This is a genomic window from Nostoc sp. CENA543 (assembly GCF_002896875.1).
Lineage (GTDB): Bacteria > Cyanobacteriota > Cyanobacteriia > Cyanobacteriales > Nostocaceae > Trichormus.
Window position 1 is genome coordinate 6,679,954 of sequence record NZ_CP023278.1, and the last position, 16,938, is coordinate 6,696,891.

The 16,938-nt window shown below is 40.1% G+C and carries 16 protein-coding genes, 1 tRNA gene and 2 pseudogenes; 9 read left to right on the forward strand and 10 right to left on the reverse strand.

Features of this window, described 5'->3' with window-relative positions; translation table 11 throughout:
* Positions 1-6 precede the first annotated feature (6 nt).
* Together clpX and CLI64_RS28030 are read left to right on the forward strand one after the other, a co-directional pair.
* Complete coding sequence (gene clpX, locus CLI64_RS28025) at positions 7-1,344, forward strand: ATP-dependent protease ATP-binding subunit ClpX (RefSeq protein WP_103140273.1); 1,338 nt, start codon at positions 7-9, stop codon at positions 1,342-1,344.
* Positions 1,345-1,436: 92 nt separating this feature from the next.
* Positions 1,437-2,357 (forward strand): alpha/beta fold hydrolase, encoded by a 921-nt coding sequence (locus CLI64_RS28030; protein WP_103140274.1) that lies wholly within the window; start codon positions 1,437-1,439, stop codon positions 2,355-2,357.
* A gap of 29 nt (positions 2,358-2,386) precedes the next feature.
* On the opposite strand, the gene CLI64_RS28035 is transcribed toward CLI64_RS28030, so the two are convergent.
* The 5 genes from CLI64_RS28035 to CLI64_RS31770 all read right to left on the reverse strand — a co-directional run bounded on the left by CLI64_RS28035 (position 2,387) and on the right by CLI64_RS31770 (position 7,206).
* On the reverse strand, positions 2,387-3,061 hold the full coding sequence (locus CLI64_RS28035) for a nitroreductase family protein (RefSeq protein ID WP_103140275.1): 675 nt from the start codon (positions 3,059-3,061) through the stop codon (positions 2,387-2,389).
* A 57-nt stretch (positions 3,062-3,118) separates the two neighbouring features.
* Entirely contained in the window at positions 3,119-3,652 is a 534-nt protein-coding gene (locus CLI64_RS28040; RefSeq protein WP_103140276.1) for a GNAT family N-acetyltransferase, read from the reverse strand.
* Positions 3,653-3,665: 13 nt separating this feature from the next.
* Positions 3,666-5,795, reverse strand: coding sequence for an AAA-like domain-containing protein (locus tag CLI64_RS28045; protein ID WP_103140277.1), 2,130 nt, complete (start codon positions 5,793-5,795; stop codon positions 3,666-3,668).
* Positions 5,796-5,859: 64 nt separating this feature from the next.
* Positions 5,860-6,996 (reverse strand): AAA-like domain-containing protein, encoded by a 1,137-nt coding sequence (locus CLI64_RS28050; RefSeq protein ID WP_308418392.1) that lies wholly within the window; start codon positions 6,994-6,996, stop codon positions 5,860-5,862.
* Between the two features lie 6 nt (positions 6,997-7,002).
* Positions 7,003-7,206: a hypothetical protein gene (locus tag CLI64_RS31770; protein ID WP_225977446.1), complete on the reverse strand. Its 204-nt coding sequence runs from the start codon at positions 7,204-7,206 to the stop codon at positions 7,003-7,005.
* A 121-nt stretch (positions 7,207-7,327) separates the two neighbouring features.
* Here CLI64_RS31770 and CLI64_RS28055 point away from each other — a divergent pair.
* The 4 genes and pseudogenes from CLI64_RS28055 to CLI64_RS28070 form a co-directional block, all read left to right on the forward strand.
* A pseudogene (locus CLI64_RS28055) lies at positions 7,328-7,684 on the forward strand (DUF4351 domain-containing protein); the annotation flags it as partial.
* Positions 7,685-7,788: 104 nt separating this feature from the next.
* A pseudogene (locus tag CLI64_RS28060) lies at positions 7,789-8,709 on the forward strand (DUF4351 domain-containing protein).
* Positions 8,710-8,898: 189 nt separating this feature from the next.
* The gene (locus tag CLI64_RS28065) at positions 8,899-9,837 is read left to right on the forward strand and encodes a DUF4351 domain-containing protein (RefSeq protein ID WP_103140278.1); all 939 of its coding nucleotides are present in this window, start codon (positions 8,899-8,901) and stop codon (positions 9,835-9,837) included.
* 192 nt (positions 9,838-10,029) lie between these two features.
* Positions 10,030-10,995, forward strand: coding sequence for a pentapeptide repeat-containing protein (locus tag CLI64_RS28070; RefSeq protein WP_192881619.1), 966 nt, complete (start codon positions 10,030-10,032; stop codon positions 10,993-10,995).
* Positions 10,996-11,239: 244 nt separating this feature from the next.
* Here the strand turns inward: CLI64_RS28070 and CLI64_RS28075 are convergent, their stop codons facing one another.
* On the reverse strand, positions 11,240-12,223 hold the full coding sequence (locus CLI64_RS28075; RefSeq protein WP_103140280.1) for a GntR family transcriptional regulator: 984 nt from the start codon (positions 12,221-12,223) through the stop codon (positions 11,240-11,242).
* A 205-nt stretch (positions 12,224-12,428) separates the two neighbouring features.
* On the opposite strand from CLI64_RS28075, the gene CLI64_RS28080 reads away from it, so the two are divergent.
* Both CLI64_RS28080 and CLI64_RS28085 read left to right on the forward strand, forming a co-directional pair.
* The gene (locus CLI64_RS28080; RefSeq protein WP_103140281.1) at positions 12,429-13,178 is read left to right on the forward strand and encodes a dienelactone hydrolase family protein; all 750 of its coding nucleotides are present in this window, start codon (positions 12,429-12,431) and stop codon (positions 13,176-13,178) included.
* 166 nt (positions 13,179-13,344) lie between these two features.
* On the forward strand, positions 13,345-14,247 hold the full coding sequence (locus CLI64_RS28085) for a S1 RNA-binding domain-containing protein (RefSeq protein ID WP_103140282.1): 903 nt from the start codon (positions 13,345-13,347) through the stop codon (positions 14,245-14,247).
* A gap of 61 nt (positions 14,248-14,308) precedes the next feature.
* On the opposite strand, the gene CLI64_RS28090 is transcribed toward CLI64_RS28085, so the two are convergent.
* Both CLI64_RS28090 and CLI64_RS28095 read right to left on the reverse strand, forming a co-directional pair.
* Entirely contained in the window at positions 14,309-14,767 is a 459-nt protein-coding gene (locus tag CLI64_RS28090; RefSeq protein ID WP_103140283.1) for a type II toxin-antitoxin system VapC family toxin, read from the reverse strand.
* Positions 14,764-15,024, reverse strand: coding sequence for a hypothetical protein (locus tag CLI64_RS28095; RefSeq protein ID WP_103140284.1), 261 nt, complete (start codon positions 15,022-15,024; stop codon positions 14,764-14,766). The genes CLI64_RS28090 and CLI64_RS28095 overlap by 4 nt, the downstream gene beginning before the upstream one ends.
* A gap of 240 nt (positions 15,025-15,264) precedes the next feature.
* Here CLI64_RS28095 and CLI64_RS28100 point away from each other — a divergent pair, with 240 nt between their 5' ends.
* Positions 15,265-15,681 carry a hypothetical protein gene (locus CLI64_RS28100; RefSeq protein ID WP_103140285.1) on the forward strand — a complete coding sequence of 139 codons (417 nt, stop codon included), beginning with the start codon at positions 15,265-15,267 and terminating at the stop codon, positions 15,679-15,681.
* Positions 15,682-15,754: 73 nt separating this feature from the next.
* Here CLI64_RS28100 and CLI64_RS28105 read toward each other — a convergent pair.
* Together CLI64_RS28105 and CLI64_RS28110 are read right to left on the reverse strand one after the other, a co-directional pair.
* A tRNA-Ser gene (locus CLI64_RS28105) sits at positions 15,755-15,839 on the reverse strand.
* 78 nt (positions 15,840-15,917) lie between these two features.
* A complete protein-coding gene (locus tag CLI64_RS28110; RefSeq protein WP_103140286.1) occupies positions 15,918-16,877 on the reverse strand; it encodes a TIGR04168 family protein in 960 nt (319 codons plus the stop codon).
* Between the last annotated feature and the right edge of the window lie 61 nt (positions 16,878-16,938).

Consider the following 16,938-nt stretch of genomic DNA (forward strand, 5'->3'; position numbering starts at 1 on the left):
GCTGGTATGTCTAAGTACGACTCCCATTTAAAATGTTCGTTTTGTGGCAAGTCTCAAGAGCAGGTGCGTAAGTTAATCGCAGGGCCGGGAGTCTACATCTGCGATGAATGCGTTGACTTGTGTAATGAAATACTAGATGAGGAGTTACTAGATACTAACGGAGCGGCGGCACAACCAGCACCTAAATCAGAGCCAGCTCAAAAACGCCGCGCCCGTTCTTCCAGTCTCTCCTTAAGCCAAATACCCAAACCCAGAGAGATTAAAAAGTACCTAGACGAACACGTCATTGGGCAAGACGAGGCGAAAAAGGTTTTATCTGTCGCTGTTTACAACCACTACAAGCGGTTGGCAATCCTGCAATCAAAGGGCAGTGGGAAAAACGGTGATGATGCCGTAGAATTACAAAAATCTAACATTCTCTTAATCGGCCCTACGGGTTGCGGTAAAACGCTGTTAGCCCAAACTCTGGCGAAGATTCTCGATGTCCCCTTTGCTGTGGCTGATGCTACCACACTCACAGAAGCAGGATACGTAGGGGAAGATGTGGAAAATATCCTCCTGCGATTGTTGCAAGTAGCTGATTTAGATGTAGAAGAAGCACAGCGAGGCATTATCTACATCGATGAAATCGACAAAATCGCCCGTAAGAGTGAAAACCCCTCAATTACCCGCGACGTTTCCGGCGAAGGTGTGCAGCAGGCATTATTGAAGATGCTAGAAGGTACAATTGCCAATGTCCCACCCCAAGGCGGACGCAAGCACCCCTACCAAGACTGCATCCAGATTGATACCAGCAACATTCTATTTATTTGTGGTGGAGCTTTTGTTGGTTTGGAAAAGGTTGTAGAGCAGAGAGCAGGTAAAAAGTCAATCGGCTTTGTCCAACCTGGAGAGGGACAATCAAAAGAAAAACGAGCAGCAGATGTATTAAGACATCTCGAACCGGATGATTTAGTCAAATTTGGGATGATTCCTGAATTTATCGGGCGTGTACCAATGGTAGCGGTGGTAGATCCCCTAGACGAAGAAGCTTTAATGGCGATCCTCACTCAGCCACGCAGTGCTTTAGTCAAGCAGTACCAAAAACTGCTGAAGATGGATAACGTCCAGCTAGATTTTAAACCGGAAGCCCTAAAAGCGATCGCCCAAGAAGCCTATCGGCGGAAAACTGGCGCGAGAGCCTTACGGGGGATTGTCGAAGAACTCATGCTAGATGTGATGTACGAATTACCATCCCGAAAAGATGTGACACGCTGCACAGTAACTAGGGAAATGGTAGAGAAACGCTCCACAGCCGAACTCATAGTACACCCATCTTCCCTACCCAAGCCAGAATCAGCGTAGTAGTTATTAGTCATTAGTCATTAGTCATTAGTTAAAAGACTGTTGACTATTGACTCTTGACTATGGACTGTTGACTATTTGACTCTTGAAAAATGCCTTACATTAGTGTTCGTGGTATTGAGCATTATTACGAGTGGATGAAACAGCCATCTGGTGATACGAAAAAACCTGTGATGGTGTTCATTCATGGTTGGGCTGGTTCTGCTAGGTACTGGAGAAGCACAGCCAACGCTTTACTAGACAAATTTGATTGTTTACTCTACGATTTGCGAGGGTTTGGGCGTTCTGGTGGTAAACCAACGGTGGTTGAAGCCAGTGAGTCTGTTGTGGAGTCAGAGACTAGTCAGGAAAAAACCCAAGCAATTCAAGATTTGACTTACGAATTAACAGAATATGCCGAAGATTTGGCGGTTTTATTAGATAAATTGCATCTCCAGCGAGTTTATATTAATGCTCACTCAATGGGTGCTTCCGTAGCAACTTTGTTTTTTAATAGCTATCCCCAACGAGTCGAAAAGGGAATTTTGACTTGTAGTGGCATTTTCGAGTATGACGAAAAAGCCTTTACAGCTTTTCATAAATTTGGTGGCTATGTAGTGAAGTTTCGTCCCAAGTGGTTAGGAAAAATACCATTTGTTGATCAGATGTTTATGGCGAGATTTTTACATCGTCCCATACCAGCATTTGAGCGTCAGGCTTTTTTACAAGATTTTCTCGATGCTGATTATGATGCAGCTTTGGGTACTATTTTTACATCGGTGAGTAAGGCGCAGGCGGAATTAATGCCGCAGGAGTTTGCTAAATTGCAAGTGCCTACTTTGATGATTTCCGGGGAGTATGACCAGATTATTCCAGCAGAAATGGGACGACAGGCGGCGGCGTTAAATGACAACGTGGAGTTCGTAGTAATTCCTGATACAGCGCATTTTCCGATGTTGGAGGACGCGGGGACTTATCTACGGCGAGTGCGGGAGTTTTTGCAAGTTCCTGTAGTGGAGTTGCAAGCGGGTTAGGTTTTCCACGCAAAGAGGCGTGGAGTTTTTTAGGAAGTGAGGGGGAAGGGTTGGTTATAGCTTTCTTGAAAACACACTTGGTTGACTGGGAAGCGTCCACCATATTCTTTCAAGGGTTCAGAAGCATAACCCAGGGCTAATATACAGCAAATGTCAACTGATTCGGGAATTTGAAATGCTTGTTTGACTTGCTGGCTATCGAATCCTTCCATTGGACAGCTATCAACGCCGAAACTTTTCGCCACAATCATCATATAAGTTACGGCAATCATGGTGTGGCGATTTGTCCAGGCTTCCATTGTCTCAAAGCTGGGATGGTTGGTGAAGAATTCAGGGATATTGGAACGCAGATAATTGGCGTAGCTAGGTGTCATGATGCCGTTTTCTTCACCTAGTTGGATGACAGAGGTGATATTTTCCATTTGTTTGACACTTCTGTCACCACAACAAATGAGGACAACAGGTGCTTCACCGACTTGGCGTTGATTAAAAGCACAGGCTTGGAGTTTTTCTTTATTTTGTTGTTCCTTAACTAGAATAAATCGCCAAGGTTGGAGGTTAAACCCTGATGGGGCTTGTACTGCTAGTTCTAAAATTTCCTGTAAGATAGCTTCAGGGATGCGATCGCTTTTGAAAGATCTAGCAGCACGGCGTTGTTTGATGGCTTCTATCAGGCCAATATAGGGATGCATTTCAACAATCATGGCTTTTTCATGATATTTTCCTTTGATATTCTCCCCTTAGCTTCTGCTTCTTACCCTCTATCTGTGGGTGAGACTAATGCCGTAGACAAAGTTTTGGCGATCGCTGTAAACTATGGTTTTTCTAATTATTTCTTGCATTCTGTAAAAATTCATCAGCCACGCTAAAGAATGTCCATAAAATGTAAGTTTATATTGACTAATTACTTGGGGAAACTCTAGCAAATTATTAAACAGAATAAAGTTTAAATCTTGCATCATTTTAATGACAATTTGATTAGCACTGATTGTAAATACATTTTTGTTGCGTCTTGCAGCATCTTGATATGATTCATAAAACAGGAGTTTACCAATACCTTGCCCTCTAAACTCTTCAAAGACAAATAAAGCGGCTATTTTATTCCAGTGTTCGTGAAAGTCATAGTTTAAGCAAACTCCTAATATTTTGCCTGCTTCATCTTCAGCCACCATTATATGTTCTGCTTCCATCCATTCTCTGAAGGAATAACCCATAATATTAGGCGTGAATTTGATTGCTTTCAGGATTAATTTTGCTTCTGATGTGGTAACTTTTCTTTTAATAATTTTGACCATGATTTAAGAAAGACTATATTAAAAGCTTAAATATTGTATAACTAAGATGTAAAACACCGATTATACATATGACGCGAAATAAGATGTTAGATGTTAAAGGTTTCTTTAATAAATTCAATGTATCATATTGCGTTTCAACTTCCGCAAAATCGAAATTCAGTTTAAATAAAACTCCCAGAGTTTCTACTAAATTTTTCTGGTATGCTAATAAACCCCATAAAATCAACACAATTGCTGGAGTCATAAAACCGAAAATACAAAATAACTGTGTCCAAAGGTAGGCACTATTTGATAATGTACTTCTACTAAAAGTTGCATCAAAGTAAATGAGAATCACAATCCCTAAAAGTAAACTAATCGGACGCTGTAGTTTTTCATGGAAGTCCCAATATATTTGTTTTAATTGCTGAATAATTTCATTTTTATCAGCAATATTAGCTGTAGTAGGTGCTTGCTTAATTTTATTAGTAATATTGTTTAGGTAAGTTTTATATTTTTTGAGTTTGATACTGAGTTTATTACAATCTTGAATAACAACGTGTATACTTAAGCCAGATAAGGGGATACCTATAATAATAAAATTGATGAAAGAGTAAGGAAAATACCACAGATAAGGTAGTAGATATTGCTGAAAATATTCTTGAGCAGAAACTTGATTATTTCCTAGTAGTTGGTGTGGCCCGTACCATAAATGATGGAAGAGCAACATAAATAAAAATATCAATCCTACAACAAAAGTAGTTCTACGTCTTAAATAAAATCTTTTATCTAGGATAAACTGGATAGTTTCTTCACTGAATTCAGAACAAATAACGTAAACTTCTAGGGTTAATAAAAAGCAAACGCGTATACACTCAAGTATCGCCCCTACATTACTCGTATTATATGCCTGATTCCAAGGCTTACTTTCCACGACTATATAAGAACAACCTAATGAAATTAAGCTAATGACAGCCAAAATAATTGCTATAGGTACGAGCAAACTATAATTTAAGATTTTCGCACTTTTAGATTCAGAACTGGTATCTAACGGTTGCGGAAGTGCTGCTAAATTTTTTTCTACCCAATCCTGATTAAAGACATTTTGATATACTTGATTACATACTTTGAGCTTTCCTTGGTGTTTGACGACTAAGCCAGATAGGCGTAATGCTATTTGTTCAGCATCATCATTTGCGTCCACTTGCCCATGTTCTAAAATTTGATGATAAATTTTTAATCTTTTATACGCGAGCGTTTGATCAACTAGCAGACGGTTTCTAATTGTTCTTAAATGTTCTGGCTCATCATAAAATTCCCAATTTTTAATAATATAATTTTGAATCAATATCTCTATATTCGGAGTGCTACTGGCTTCTTTTTCCAGAATTAGCTTACATAGTTTCTGTGTCAGGAATGGTTGTCCGCTAGTCCACAGTAATATTTCGGCTAAAACTGCTTCTGGTGTGTCTACTTTTAGGGCTAATCCTTTAGTTAAAGATGTATTGGCTTCTTCGAGGCTGAAACCACCTAATTCAATAGTTTTACCAATATTAAAAGGTATGCCTTGTTTATCTTTTAAATCCGATGGAGTGACTACACCTAAAAGACAAAATGTTAGTCTTTTATATTTGGGTTTATCTGCCCGTTGATTATAGCAAGCACGAATAAATTCTAAAAATTCATCTTTAACTTTTCTATTAATCAGATTATCAATCTCATCAATAAAAATTACAATATTCTGAGATAATTCTGTTAGCAATACTTTATCAATAAACTGACTCAATCGTTGTAGTGGTGGTAAAATTTGATGTTGTTGCCACCATTGGTAAAATTTAGATACATCACCTAGAAAACCAGACCATAATTCAAAAGTGATACCTGCATAAAAGCTTTCGGTAGTATCATCAGCACTACCAATAGTTGTCATATCAATTGATGTACACCGAACACCTTCTTCTTCTAATTTTGTTTTAATTTGAACTCTTAAACGAGATTTTCCCATTTGACGAGAATTAAATACACAACAGAAATCACCATTTTTGAGACTTGTATATAATTCTTCGTCTGCTTTGCGTTTAACGTAGCTGGGATGATCTGCTGATAAACTACCGCCAACTTTGTAATAGTTGAAAATTGACTTAAATGATGTATCAAAAGTCATAAATTTAGCAATCTGGTAAGAGGTTTATGATAAGGACTAAAGTCCTTACTACAAACTAGAAGTCTCACAGGCATTCTTGAAAATATTTTCTATATAATTCACAGCGTGGTACGGCTTGATTATTTTGCCATTGAATCAGTCCCATACTGTATAGTTGATATCCTAAAATTGAGTCTAATGCTACTGAGTGATTTGTGCTGATGACTTGCTTAAAAGCTGCTGAGAGTTTTTCATTGTCTCGAATAATTCCCAAGTGTCGGCGCAAATGTTGACTATAAATCCCGACATCACTAGGCGCATCCTGTAATAGTTGTGATAAGTTTACCCACTTCCCTGGTGATGATTGAGCGAGATGATAAAAAGCTAACCTCACTAAATATGGATGTCCTCCCACCATTCCCATTAATTGCTGTACTAAGTTATCGTCCCAATCAAGTTGATGTCTTTGTGCTAAATCTTTAACTTGAGTGGGGGTAAACTCTGTTAATTCTATTGGTTCTCCGACGTTAAAAGGTGAATGATTGATATCTAAAGTCCCATAATTTTCTGTGGAATGTACTACGACTAGTCGTAGTCGTTTCCAAATATCTCTGTTGTTGGCTTCTTCATGACAGGTGCGGAGGATACCGAAAAAGCCTTGAGAAACTTCAGGATAACTAAAAACTCTATCTACTTCATCACAAGCCAAGACTAGGGAAGTATCTATTTGCTGAAATATGTAGTCTTGCAAGTATGTTTTACAGCTGATTTTACTACCGATCGCATGATTCCAAAAATCTGGAATGCGATCGCGGATATTTAACTCTAGGCTCATATATGCACAAAACCACCGCAAAAAGTCATCCAAGTTACGATAATTTACTTCATCTATATCTCGAAAGTTTAAACGTACTGTCCGATAGCCATAGTTGCGCGCCTGCGCCAGAATTCTATCTAAGAGGGAAGTTTTACCCATTTGTCTGGGTGCTTTGATGCGGATGAGAGCAGCTTCTTGGGTGATCGCTTCATAGCAAAAAGACTCTATAGTATAACGCAGAGATTCTAGATAATAGCGTTCTATGTAAAGAGAAGAATTGAGAGGGACTGGATGATGGGGAAGTTCTAACCTGCGGGGTAGTGGTGATTTGCGCTTTTCTCTGGCGCGATTTAGAGCTTGACGAAAATTATTCTTACTAATAGGTTCGCCAATAATCTCTGTCAGTTTTTTCTATAACTTCGCACCCACATCATTTTGAATATATGTATTAGCCAAGTTTAATTCTCTGGCGATATCATCATATTTTTTCCCCTCCCAACTTCCTTTTAACACCTGCACTTCTATGTCAGTCAGATACTTTTGCGTAGCTTGAAATACGATGGTATCTACTAATTGTTTAATTTCCTCCCAAGGAATTTTTTCTTCGGAGTACATAGGTAATATAGATAGAATAAATAATCACGATTTTACCCTAATTTAAAAGCGATATAACCCAGACTCCTCTAAGAAGTAGGAAACCTAACCATCGCACCTTACTTTTCCCTACTTTTCCTTACTTTTCCAAAATTTGCGAATCAACCAGAATATCGAAACAGACGATCGGGAGTTAGTGATGAGATTAGCACCACTGTATCAGGAAGACAGAGAGCGCGCTAGACAAGAAGGTTTACAACAAGGTTTACAACAAGGTTTACAGCAAGGTGTACAACAAGGCTTACAGCAAGGAGAACAACAGTTAATTTTGCGCTTATTAAATCGAAGGTTCGGAAACATCGATTCATCACTAATTGCACAAATTCAACAATTATCAATAGAGCAGTTAGAAATATTAGGAGAAGAATTATTAGACTTTGCCACACTCGCCGATTTAGAACTCTGGTTAAGTCAACAACAAGACACCACAAATCAATAAATTTAATATTAATTAATATGAGCGATCGCCCACCGTCATCTATTGATTTGGCAGGCGATCGCTTTGGTAAAATAGCATCAATTCGCCTTGCCCAAGCCAAAGGAATGACCAGATTCATCCATGACCAATTCTCCAAAGACTACCTAGAAGAACTACTAAAACCATTCGGAACAGTCCAAGCACCAAGTCGAGTCGCAGCAGAAGTCAAAGAAATAGACGTATTATTCACACCAGTTCCCACACAAACAGCCAACTTAAACACCTTGGGAATATTAGGTAGAATGGCCATAACCCCAGCCATCTTTGAACCCTTTCGCAATCCCGCATCCATCGAAGAAATTAAAGATTGTCTATCAAAATCATTAGAAGTAAACAAGGCAATTCAGCGAGAAGCAAATCGCAATAAAAGCAAAATATCAGACTCAGAAATTCCCCAACAATGGATACTCACACCCACCGCATAAGAAACAATCATTGCTGGTTTTGGTGCAGTTCTCAAATCAGATTGGGTAGAGGGAGTGTACTTTTTACCTGAATATTTCCGCACAGCCATAGTTGTAATTCATCAGTTACCATCTATTCCCGAAACACTATGGCTGAGAATCCTGGGACGTGGGAAAGTGCAGCAACGCGCAATTGATGAATTAACAGCACTACCAGCAAATCACCCCTTTCAAAGAGTGACGCTAGAATTACTTTATAGCCTGCAACAAAATTTGCGAATCAACCAGAATATCGAAACAGATGATCGGGAGTTAGTGATGAGATTAGCACCACTGTATCAGGAAGATAGAGAACGCGCTAGACAGGAAGGTTTACAACAAGGCTTACAGCAAGGAGAACAACAGCTAATTCTGCGGCTGTTAAATCGGCGTTTAGGAGAAATCGATATATCTTTAACCGAGCAAATTCAAGGATTATCTATTGAACAATTAGAATCTCTGGGAGAAGCATTATTAGATTTTGCCACAGTGGCAGATTTAGAAGTTTGGTTAAATCAACAACAATATGCAACCAATCGGTAAATTATTAACGGTGATAATTTGAGTTTAATCCATCAGCGATCGCCTTTTGAATTAGCCAAGATTAAGTGATCGTGATCGCTCTTTTGAAATAAGTCGAGTTATTAGTGCGATCGCCCTCTATTATCTACTGATTTGGAGGGCGATCGCTTTGATAAAATAGCATCAATTATCCTTGCCCAAGCCAAAGGAATGACCAGATTCATCCATGACCAATTCTCCAAAGACTACCTAGAAGAACTACTAAAACCATTCGGAACAGTTCAAGCACCAAGTCGAGTAGCAGCAGAAGTCAAAGAGATAGACGTATTATTCACACCCATTCCCACACAAACAGCCCACTTAAACACCTTGGGAATATTAGGTAGAATGGCCACAACCCCAGCCATCTTTGAACCATTCCGCAACCCAGCATCAGTAGACGAAATTGGTGATTGTATCTCTAAGTTATTAGAAATCAAGAGCGCAATCCAACGAGAAGCAAAGCGCAATAAAATTAAAATACCAGACACAGAAATTCCCCAACTGTGGATACTCACACCCACCGCATCAGAAAACATCATATCCGGTTATGGTGGACAGGAAAAAGTAGACTGGGGAGATGGAGTGTACTTTTTACCCAAACATTTCCGCACAGCCATAGTTGTAATTCATCAGTTACCATCTATTCCCGAAACACTATGGCTGAGAATACTAGGACGTGGTAAAGTCCAGCAGCGAGCGATTGACGAATTAGTCGCGCTCCCAAGCACTCACCCATTCCAAAGAGTGACGCTAGAATTACTTTATAGTCTGCAACAAAATTTGCGAATCAATCAAAATATCGAAATAGAAGATAGGGAGTTAGTGATGAGATTAGCACCACTGTACCAAGAAGACAGAGAACGAGCTAGACAGGAAGGTTTGCAACAAGGTTTGCAACAAGGTTTGCAACAAGGAGAACAACAGTTAATTTTGCGCTTATTAAATAGAAGACTGGGAAACATCGATTCATCTCTCATTGAACGAATTCAACAATTATCAATAGAGCAGTTAGAAATATTAGGAGAAGCACTATTAGATTTTGTCACAGTCGCAGATTTAGAACTCTGGTTAAGCCAACAACAAAACACTACAAATCAAGAAATTTAATCATAATTAGAATGAGCGATCGCCTACTGTTCTCTCTAATAATTTCAGCAGGCGATCGCTCTCAATGTCATCGCACATTAAAGTAATATAGATTTTAATGCAACCATAGTATTGGGACTAATAAACTTTCTGTTGTAACTTTGGTTTTAGTTAGCTTTTAGTGAAATGTTAAATTTGGTTTTTGCAAACTTAATGAGTGGCAATCTGGATAGTGTCTGGCGGATTCTGAACAGCTTCAACCGTGACGATCTTAGCTACACTGACCTGAGCAAGACTATTCTGAGTGGCGCAAACCTGAAAGGTGTTAACCTGAGTGGTGCTAACCTCAGCCACACCGACCTTAGTTGTGCCGACCTGAGCGATACTAACCTAAGTGGAGCTGACCTGAACCATGCCGATCTCACTAAAGCCAATCTGTGCGGTGCTAATCTGAGCGGTGCTAACTTGAGCCATGCTCATCTAGGTCTGGCTAAATTGCAAGGTGCTAATCTGATTAATGCCAATCTTAGAGGTAGCAAATTGACCCACACTGATTTGAGTAGTGCAAACCTAAGTAATAGCAATCTGAATGATGCCAACCTCTGCGGTGCTGTTATTAATGAGAGAACGATAATTAGTAATAAATGGCGGTTAGTCTGGGAAATTGTTAGTCAATCATCTAAGTTTCGAGACTTGCGTGGTGTTGACCTGACTGATGCTTACCTCAGCGAAGCTGACTTGAGCGATGCTGATCTTAGCGGCGCAAATCTCACTAGTGCCGACCTGATTGAAGCCAACCTCAGCAATGCTAACTTAAGCGGTACTAATCTCTACCGTGCTGACATTTTTAATACCAACCTCAGCAATGCTAACTTAAGCGGTGCAAATCTTTACCATGCTGACTTAGTTGATGCTAACTTGACTATGGCTAACCTGAGCAATAGCAACATGAGCGAAGCTGTTGTGATTGAAGCCAATTTGAGTGGTGCGGATCTAAGTGGTGCAAATCTGAGCCGTGCTAACCTAAGCGGTGCTAGATTAGACGATGCCAACCTGAACAATGCTATTGTTGTGAACACCTTATTTGTGAACTCTGTAGGTCTCACAGATGATGGGGAATATGATCTAAAGCAACGAGGTGCTATTTTTCAGTACCCTGAAGTTCTCCGTCCACGTTAGGGACTTCCCTTCCAACTAAAAAATATACTATCGCTGTGTAGGCAGGGGAGCAAGGGGAAAAATAAAAATATCGGCTCTTGGAAATTAGATAATTTCCTTTCTAGAAGTCCCTTAAGTCCTTACGTTGAGAAGTTATCCCAAATGGAGACAGATAGTGTTGTTTCAAGATTCTAGAATAGGCTATGAATCTAGACCTTTAATCCAAAATCCAAAATCCAAAATCCAAAATTGGTATTAGACTGTGTTAGCCCAATCCCAATTCTCGTTTGAGCAAATTAATAGAATTAGTCCCGATGTAATTTTCTACTTTAATCAATTTGGGTGGACGAATAATATCTTCAGATGCTGCGTGGACGGCTGTTTGTACAATGGTAAAACAAGCTTGATCGCAAATAATTACTTCGGCTCGTTTCACAATTGCCTGCAATTTATAATTATCCTGTGGTTGGGCAGTCATAATGAGTAAATCATCACCACGCAAACCATGTAAAATAACTTCTGCTTGATGTCCAATTCCTGAACTTAGGCTGACTATCCCTACACACTGGTCTTTAGGTAAATTCTTCAGGAAATTAATCTCTTTACTGTAGTCATAGATATCTAGAGGAATCACCCGCACAGATTTAGGTGCAGCGATCGCTTCCACATCGTTGATAAAATAGCGGCTAGTCACTACTGTGGCTGAAGTAGTTTTATCGAGGATGGCGGCTAATTCATTGATGGCTACTATCTGCACTGGTATTTCTAGATACTCTTCCAATTCATAGGCCATTAATTCCCCTACGCCCAAATCTTCTGAAGGGGCTGCTACTAATACCCGCGCACTACAACGCAAACGCCAGTCAATTTCCGCTAAGAATATCTCTCTTGCTTGATTGAGTGAATATCCTTCGCTAATGAGTTCATCTAGGGCTTTTTGCAAGATTTTTGCTGCTTCAGGATATTTTTGGGATATTGGTGATTGTAGCTTGCTTCCACCTTCATGACCTTGAGCGCGCACGTAAATTCCTGAACCAGCTAGACTTTCGACAAAGCCATCTTCTTCTAGCTGACGGTAAACTTTACTGATAGTATTGCGATGTAACCCAGTTTGCATTGCTAAAGCCCGTGTGCTGGGTAACTTGTAACCTGGTGAATATTGTCGAGAAGCGATCGCAAACCGCATTTGATTAAATAGCTGGGTTGATGCGGGAATATCACTATCTGGCTGAATACGGAATTGAATCATCACCCAACCTCCTGAGCAATTCAAAATAAAGAAAACTAGGGGAACTACAAATTTTGGTTATCTTACATGGAAGATTTTTCTTGGGTAAATTTTTTATGTATAAGTATTTCGTATGGGAGATTTGAGGAAAAATCACCCAAACATACTGGCATAGTTATATCAAATAATCACAAAGCTTTATCAGGTTGCATGGGTAAAAATTATTATGACTGAGCTAGCGTTAGATACTCAAAGGGTGGAGATTCCCCACAATAGTTTACAAATCTCTGCATATTTAGCCCAACCCCAAGCACCAGGTTCTTACCCAGGAGTCATAGTTTTACAAGAGATTTTTGGTGTCAATGAGCATATTCGGGATGTTACAGAACGCATCGCTAAATTAGGATATGTGGCGATCGCACCTGCACTATTTGAACGCATCGCCCCTGGCTTTGAAACCGGTTACACCCCCGCAGATATCGAAATCGGTAGAAAATACGCTTGGGAACAAACCACCGCATCAGAATTATTAAGCGATATTCAAGCCGCTATTGACTACCTCAAAACCTTACCAACAGTCAAGAAAGATGGCTGTGGTTGTGTTGGTTTTTGTTTTGGTGGTCATGTAGCATATCTTGCTGCTACTCTCCCAAATATTACAGCCACAGCTTCATTCTATGGGGCGCGGATTCCCACTGCTACACCAGGAGGCGGCGCACCTACCCTTACCCGCACAGCAGAAATCCTAGGCACAATCTATACATTTTTTGGCGAAGCAGATGCGAGTATTCCCCCAGCACACATCGACGAAATTACAACAGAGTTAGAAAAATACAACATTTCCCATCGTGTGTTCCGCTACGATGGAGCTGACCACGGATTTTTCTGTGACCGTCGCGCCAGTTATAATCCTCAAGCAGCAGCCGCAGCTTGGGAACAAGTACAGCAATTGTTTGGGACTGTGCTGGCTAAGTGAGGGCTACTGTTAATTTGTGATTTACAGCAGGAAACAGGCTCAAAAGTATCTAGTTTTCTTCTGAAACTTTGTACCTAATTTAGCTGAAATCTGCTGTAATTAAAAACTACGAATTACAAAACCCCTTGGTCTTAAATCAAATAAAAATAATTTATTGTCAATTGTCATGAACTCCGAATCGAAACTTACTCAAAAAGCCAACTCGTCTTTTACAATGGACGATTTCGCCAAAGCATTAGAAAAACACGACTACCAGTTTCAAAAAGGTCAAGTTGTTCACGGTAAGGTATTTCAACTTGATCCTGATGGGGCGTATGTCGATATTGGCGGTAAATCGTCAGCTTATATCCCCCGTGATGAGGCTTCTTTGAGAAGTGTGACCGATTTATCGGAGGTATTGCCTTTACATGAAGAATTAGAGTTTTTGATTATCCGTGAACAGGATGCAGAAGGTCAAGTAACTCTCTCTCGCAAACAGTTAGAAATTCAGCACATCTGGGAAAAACTAGTAAATATGCAAGAAGCTTCTCAGACGGTGCAAGTTAGGGTGACAGGAGTGAATAAAGGCGGTGTCACCGTCGATTTACAATCAATCCGAGGGTTCATTCCGCGATCGCACTTGACAGAACGTGATAATTTAGAAGCACTCAAAGGTCAAAGTCTCACGGTTGGTTTTTTAGAAGTAGACAAGAATAACAAAAAACTAATTCTTTCTCAACGTTTAGCAACTCGTTCTAGTAACTTTAACTTATTAGAAGTTGGTCAGTTAGTAGAAGGTAAAGTTACAGGAATTAAACCTTTTGGTGTGTTCGTTGATATAGACGGGATGAGTGCTTTATTGCATATCAAACAAGTCAGCCAAAGATTTATTGAATCCCTAGAAAAAGTCTTCCAAGTAGGTCAACAAATTAAAGCTGTAATTATTGACTTGGATGAAGGGAAAGGTCGGATTGCTATTTCTACCAGAGTGTTAGAAAACTTCCCTGGTGAAGTGGTAGAAAACTTAGAAGAAGTGATGAGTTCAGCAGAAGCACGCGCTCATCGTGCTGCTAATAAATCGGCTGAATAAGTTGTCTTGAATTTAGTGCGATCGCTTTTTTTATGCAATGATAAAGAGAGCGATCGCTTTTTTATATTAATGGTAATGGTGGAAACTCAAAATCGTTAAATAAGCAAATATTGTGATGAGAATTGTTTAAAGCTTTTACTAATTTCGCATCGAGAGTTAATAGAATCGCACCGACTTGTACAGAAAGAGCAACATAACAGGCATCGTAAGCAGAGATGTTATGATTGAGAGCGATCGTCACTGCATCCGCCATCAAATCAGCAGTCGAGACAACACGCAAGGGAAAGTTTTTCAGCGTTGCTAAATCTACTTGAACTTCAGCCGCAGTGTACATTTTTGCGCGAACATACTTCCACATAACATTGGCAGACTCTATATAAAACAAGTCTGGTACAAAAATTTCAGTCTGTGGATTAGCAAGATGACCGAATAGTTGATTAACTTTAGTAGTTAATGGGTCAGCAATAAAATACTTGATGCACACACTGGTATCTACAACGCATCTCAGGGGAGTGTTCATCTATTCCGGTCTTCTCGAAGTAGTTCGGTACTATCAGGTAATCCAAAGTCTGCTGGATTTAAGCGACGACGGTTGCGGCTACTTTCTTCCAAAATTTTGAGTACGTTTTTTCGTTTTTCTTCGTCTTTTGGCTGTGTGTTTACCTGCAAACCCTTCTGCAAGACTGTAATAGCTTGAGCTTCAATTGAGCTATTTTCAGCGTTAGCTAACTCTTGCAACTGTGCGTATAAATCATCAGGTATGTTTAGGGTAGCCATTGCTTGACCTCCCAAGAGAATTTATTGCTAATGGTAGCACGATTGATCTGAGGGGAAGAGGTACGAGGCAATTACTTTCATTTGCTAAGATTTTTACTTCAATTTTTCTATAAATAATCTTGCATGATAGCTAGAAATATATCAATCTAGTCTCTCCATCAAAAATTAGTATTTTTGCCGATGCTGTTGTTAGTTTCAAAGGTTGAAGCTTAGAAAAACAATTGTTAACTTTAGAAACCTATGTCTATTATAGATTTTCTCATTTCTATGAATGGTGTAGCTCAATTGTGGGCTAGTGACGGTCAATTCCTGGGAACTTTATCAAGTAATTTATATGATCCAAACTCTATAAGTAATCCTCATGGTATGTACGGTAGTTCTCAAGGTATATACAGCATTCGTAATTCTTATGGACTATATGGTGGTCTTTACGGAGTACACAGTCCTTACAATAACTACTGTATCAATCCTCCTATCATCTTATATCAAGGTCAACCAGTGCTGATGGTCACGAAAAACTCTTATGTTATGAGCAATGGTTTACCTGTAGTCGATCCTGATTTATTACTAGGGCTATATGCACAACTTTCTCACTCTATACCAACACCCAATCCCTATTTAGGATTAGCACAGTCTATTTACGATATGTTCAAGTAGTTTATTTGCTTTGTTTAATAAGACGAAGCAAATAACCAAATTTTTATTTTCATATATCCACAAAGTTAACTAACGGAGAGGGGGAGATTCGAACTCCCGGAGGTTTTAGCCTCATCCGATTTCAAGTCGGACGCAATCGACCACTCTGCCACCTCTCCAAATAAACTGTCTAGCTTGGCTGCACCTCGGTTTTGTGGTGAGCAATAAAGCTGACAGATATTACTATATCCTATCATCTACGCAGATGGTACTACTGAATGCGATCGCTCATAAAAAATTTCTTCTGTCACCACCTGAAAATCCTTGCCAAGCCATACCAGTGCGGCTTTTGTCACTATACCCCCCTCTAGGGAAACCAAAGAAAAATTCCGCAGTTTCTCCCCGTCTTGCTCGACAATCCTGGGGACGCTGGCGGCATTGAGGTAAAATATCCCCTCTGGGCTTCTAAAAACGGCTTTTCTGAGTTGTTTCTTGGTGTGCCGTAAGGCATGGTGCATATGTCCAAATGTCACCAAGGCTATTTGTTTACCCGCATTAATAGTTAAAGAAACCGCCTCAGCTAAATCAGGGTCGCCAAAATCGCCGCCTATGGGATGCCAATCTTTACCGCAGGGATCTTCGGGGCGATCGCCTAAGCCACTCGGCCCGTTATGACCGATAAAAATAATCGTGTCACAGGCTGCACTTTTCACTGATGCAAAGATTCTTGCTGCTGACTCTTCTAAAGTTGACACCCCGTAACGATCTTTGCAGATGTCAGCAAATCGCCACTCATGACCACCCCAACTAAAAGGACGACCCCCCACGACAGTTAAATTCCATTCGGGGAAATCTAGCTTACTGAAACCAACGTGGGCTGCACCTAATAAATCTAGCTGTTCTTGTACCCTGTCTTCCTTGGTGCGGTCATAGGGACATTTCTTCCGTCCCCATTCTGTAGCGGTGTACCAAGCATCATGATTGCCCATGACGGCTGCTTTGGGAATGTCGAGGGAGGCGATCGCTCTTACCACTTCCACCGACTCGTTCCCAAAATCCCCCACAAATAACACTAAATCCACACCCAGATGCTTGAGTGCAATGCCATCCTCTGTTTCCCACAGATCATGAACATCTCCCACTACAGCAATTTTGAGAGTTGTTGATTGCGATTTTTGACTGGTCATGCCACTTTCCTTGCCGTATATTTCCAGCATAGGCAACTCAGCCAAATTTGGACACAATTTTGGGGTATTAACCCCCCAACTATTTTTGGTA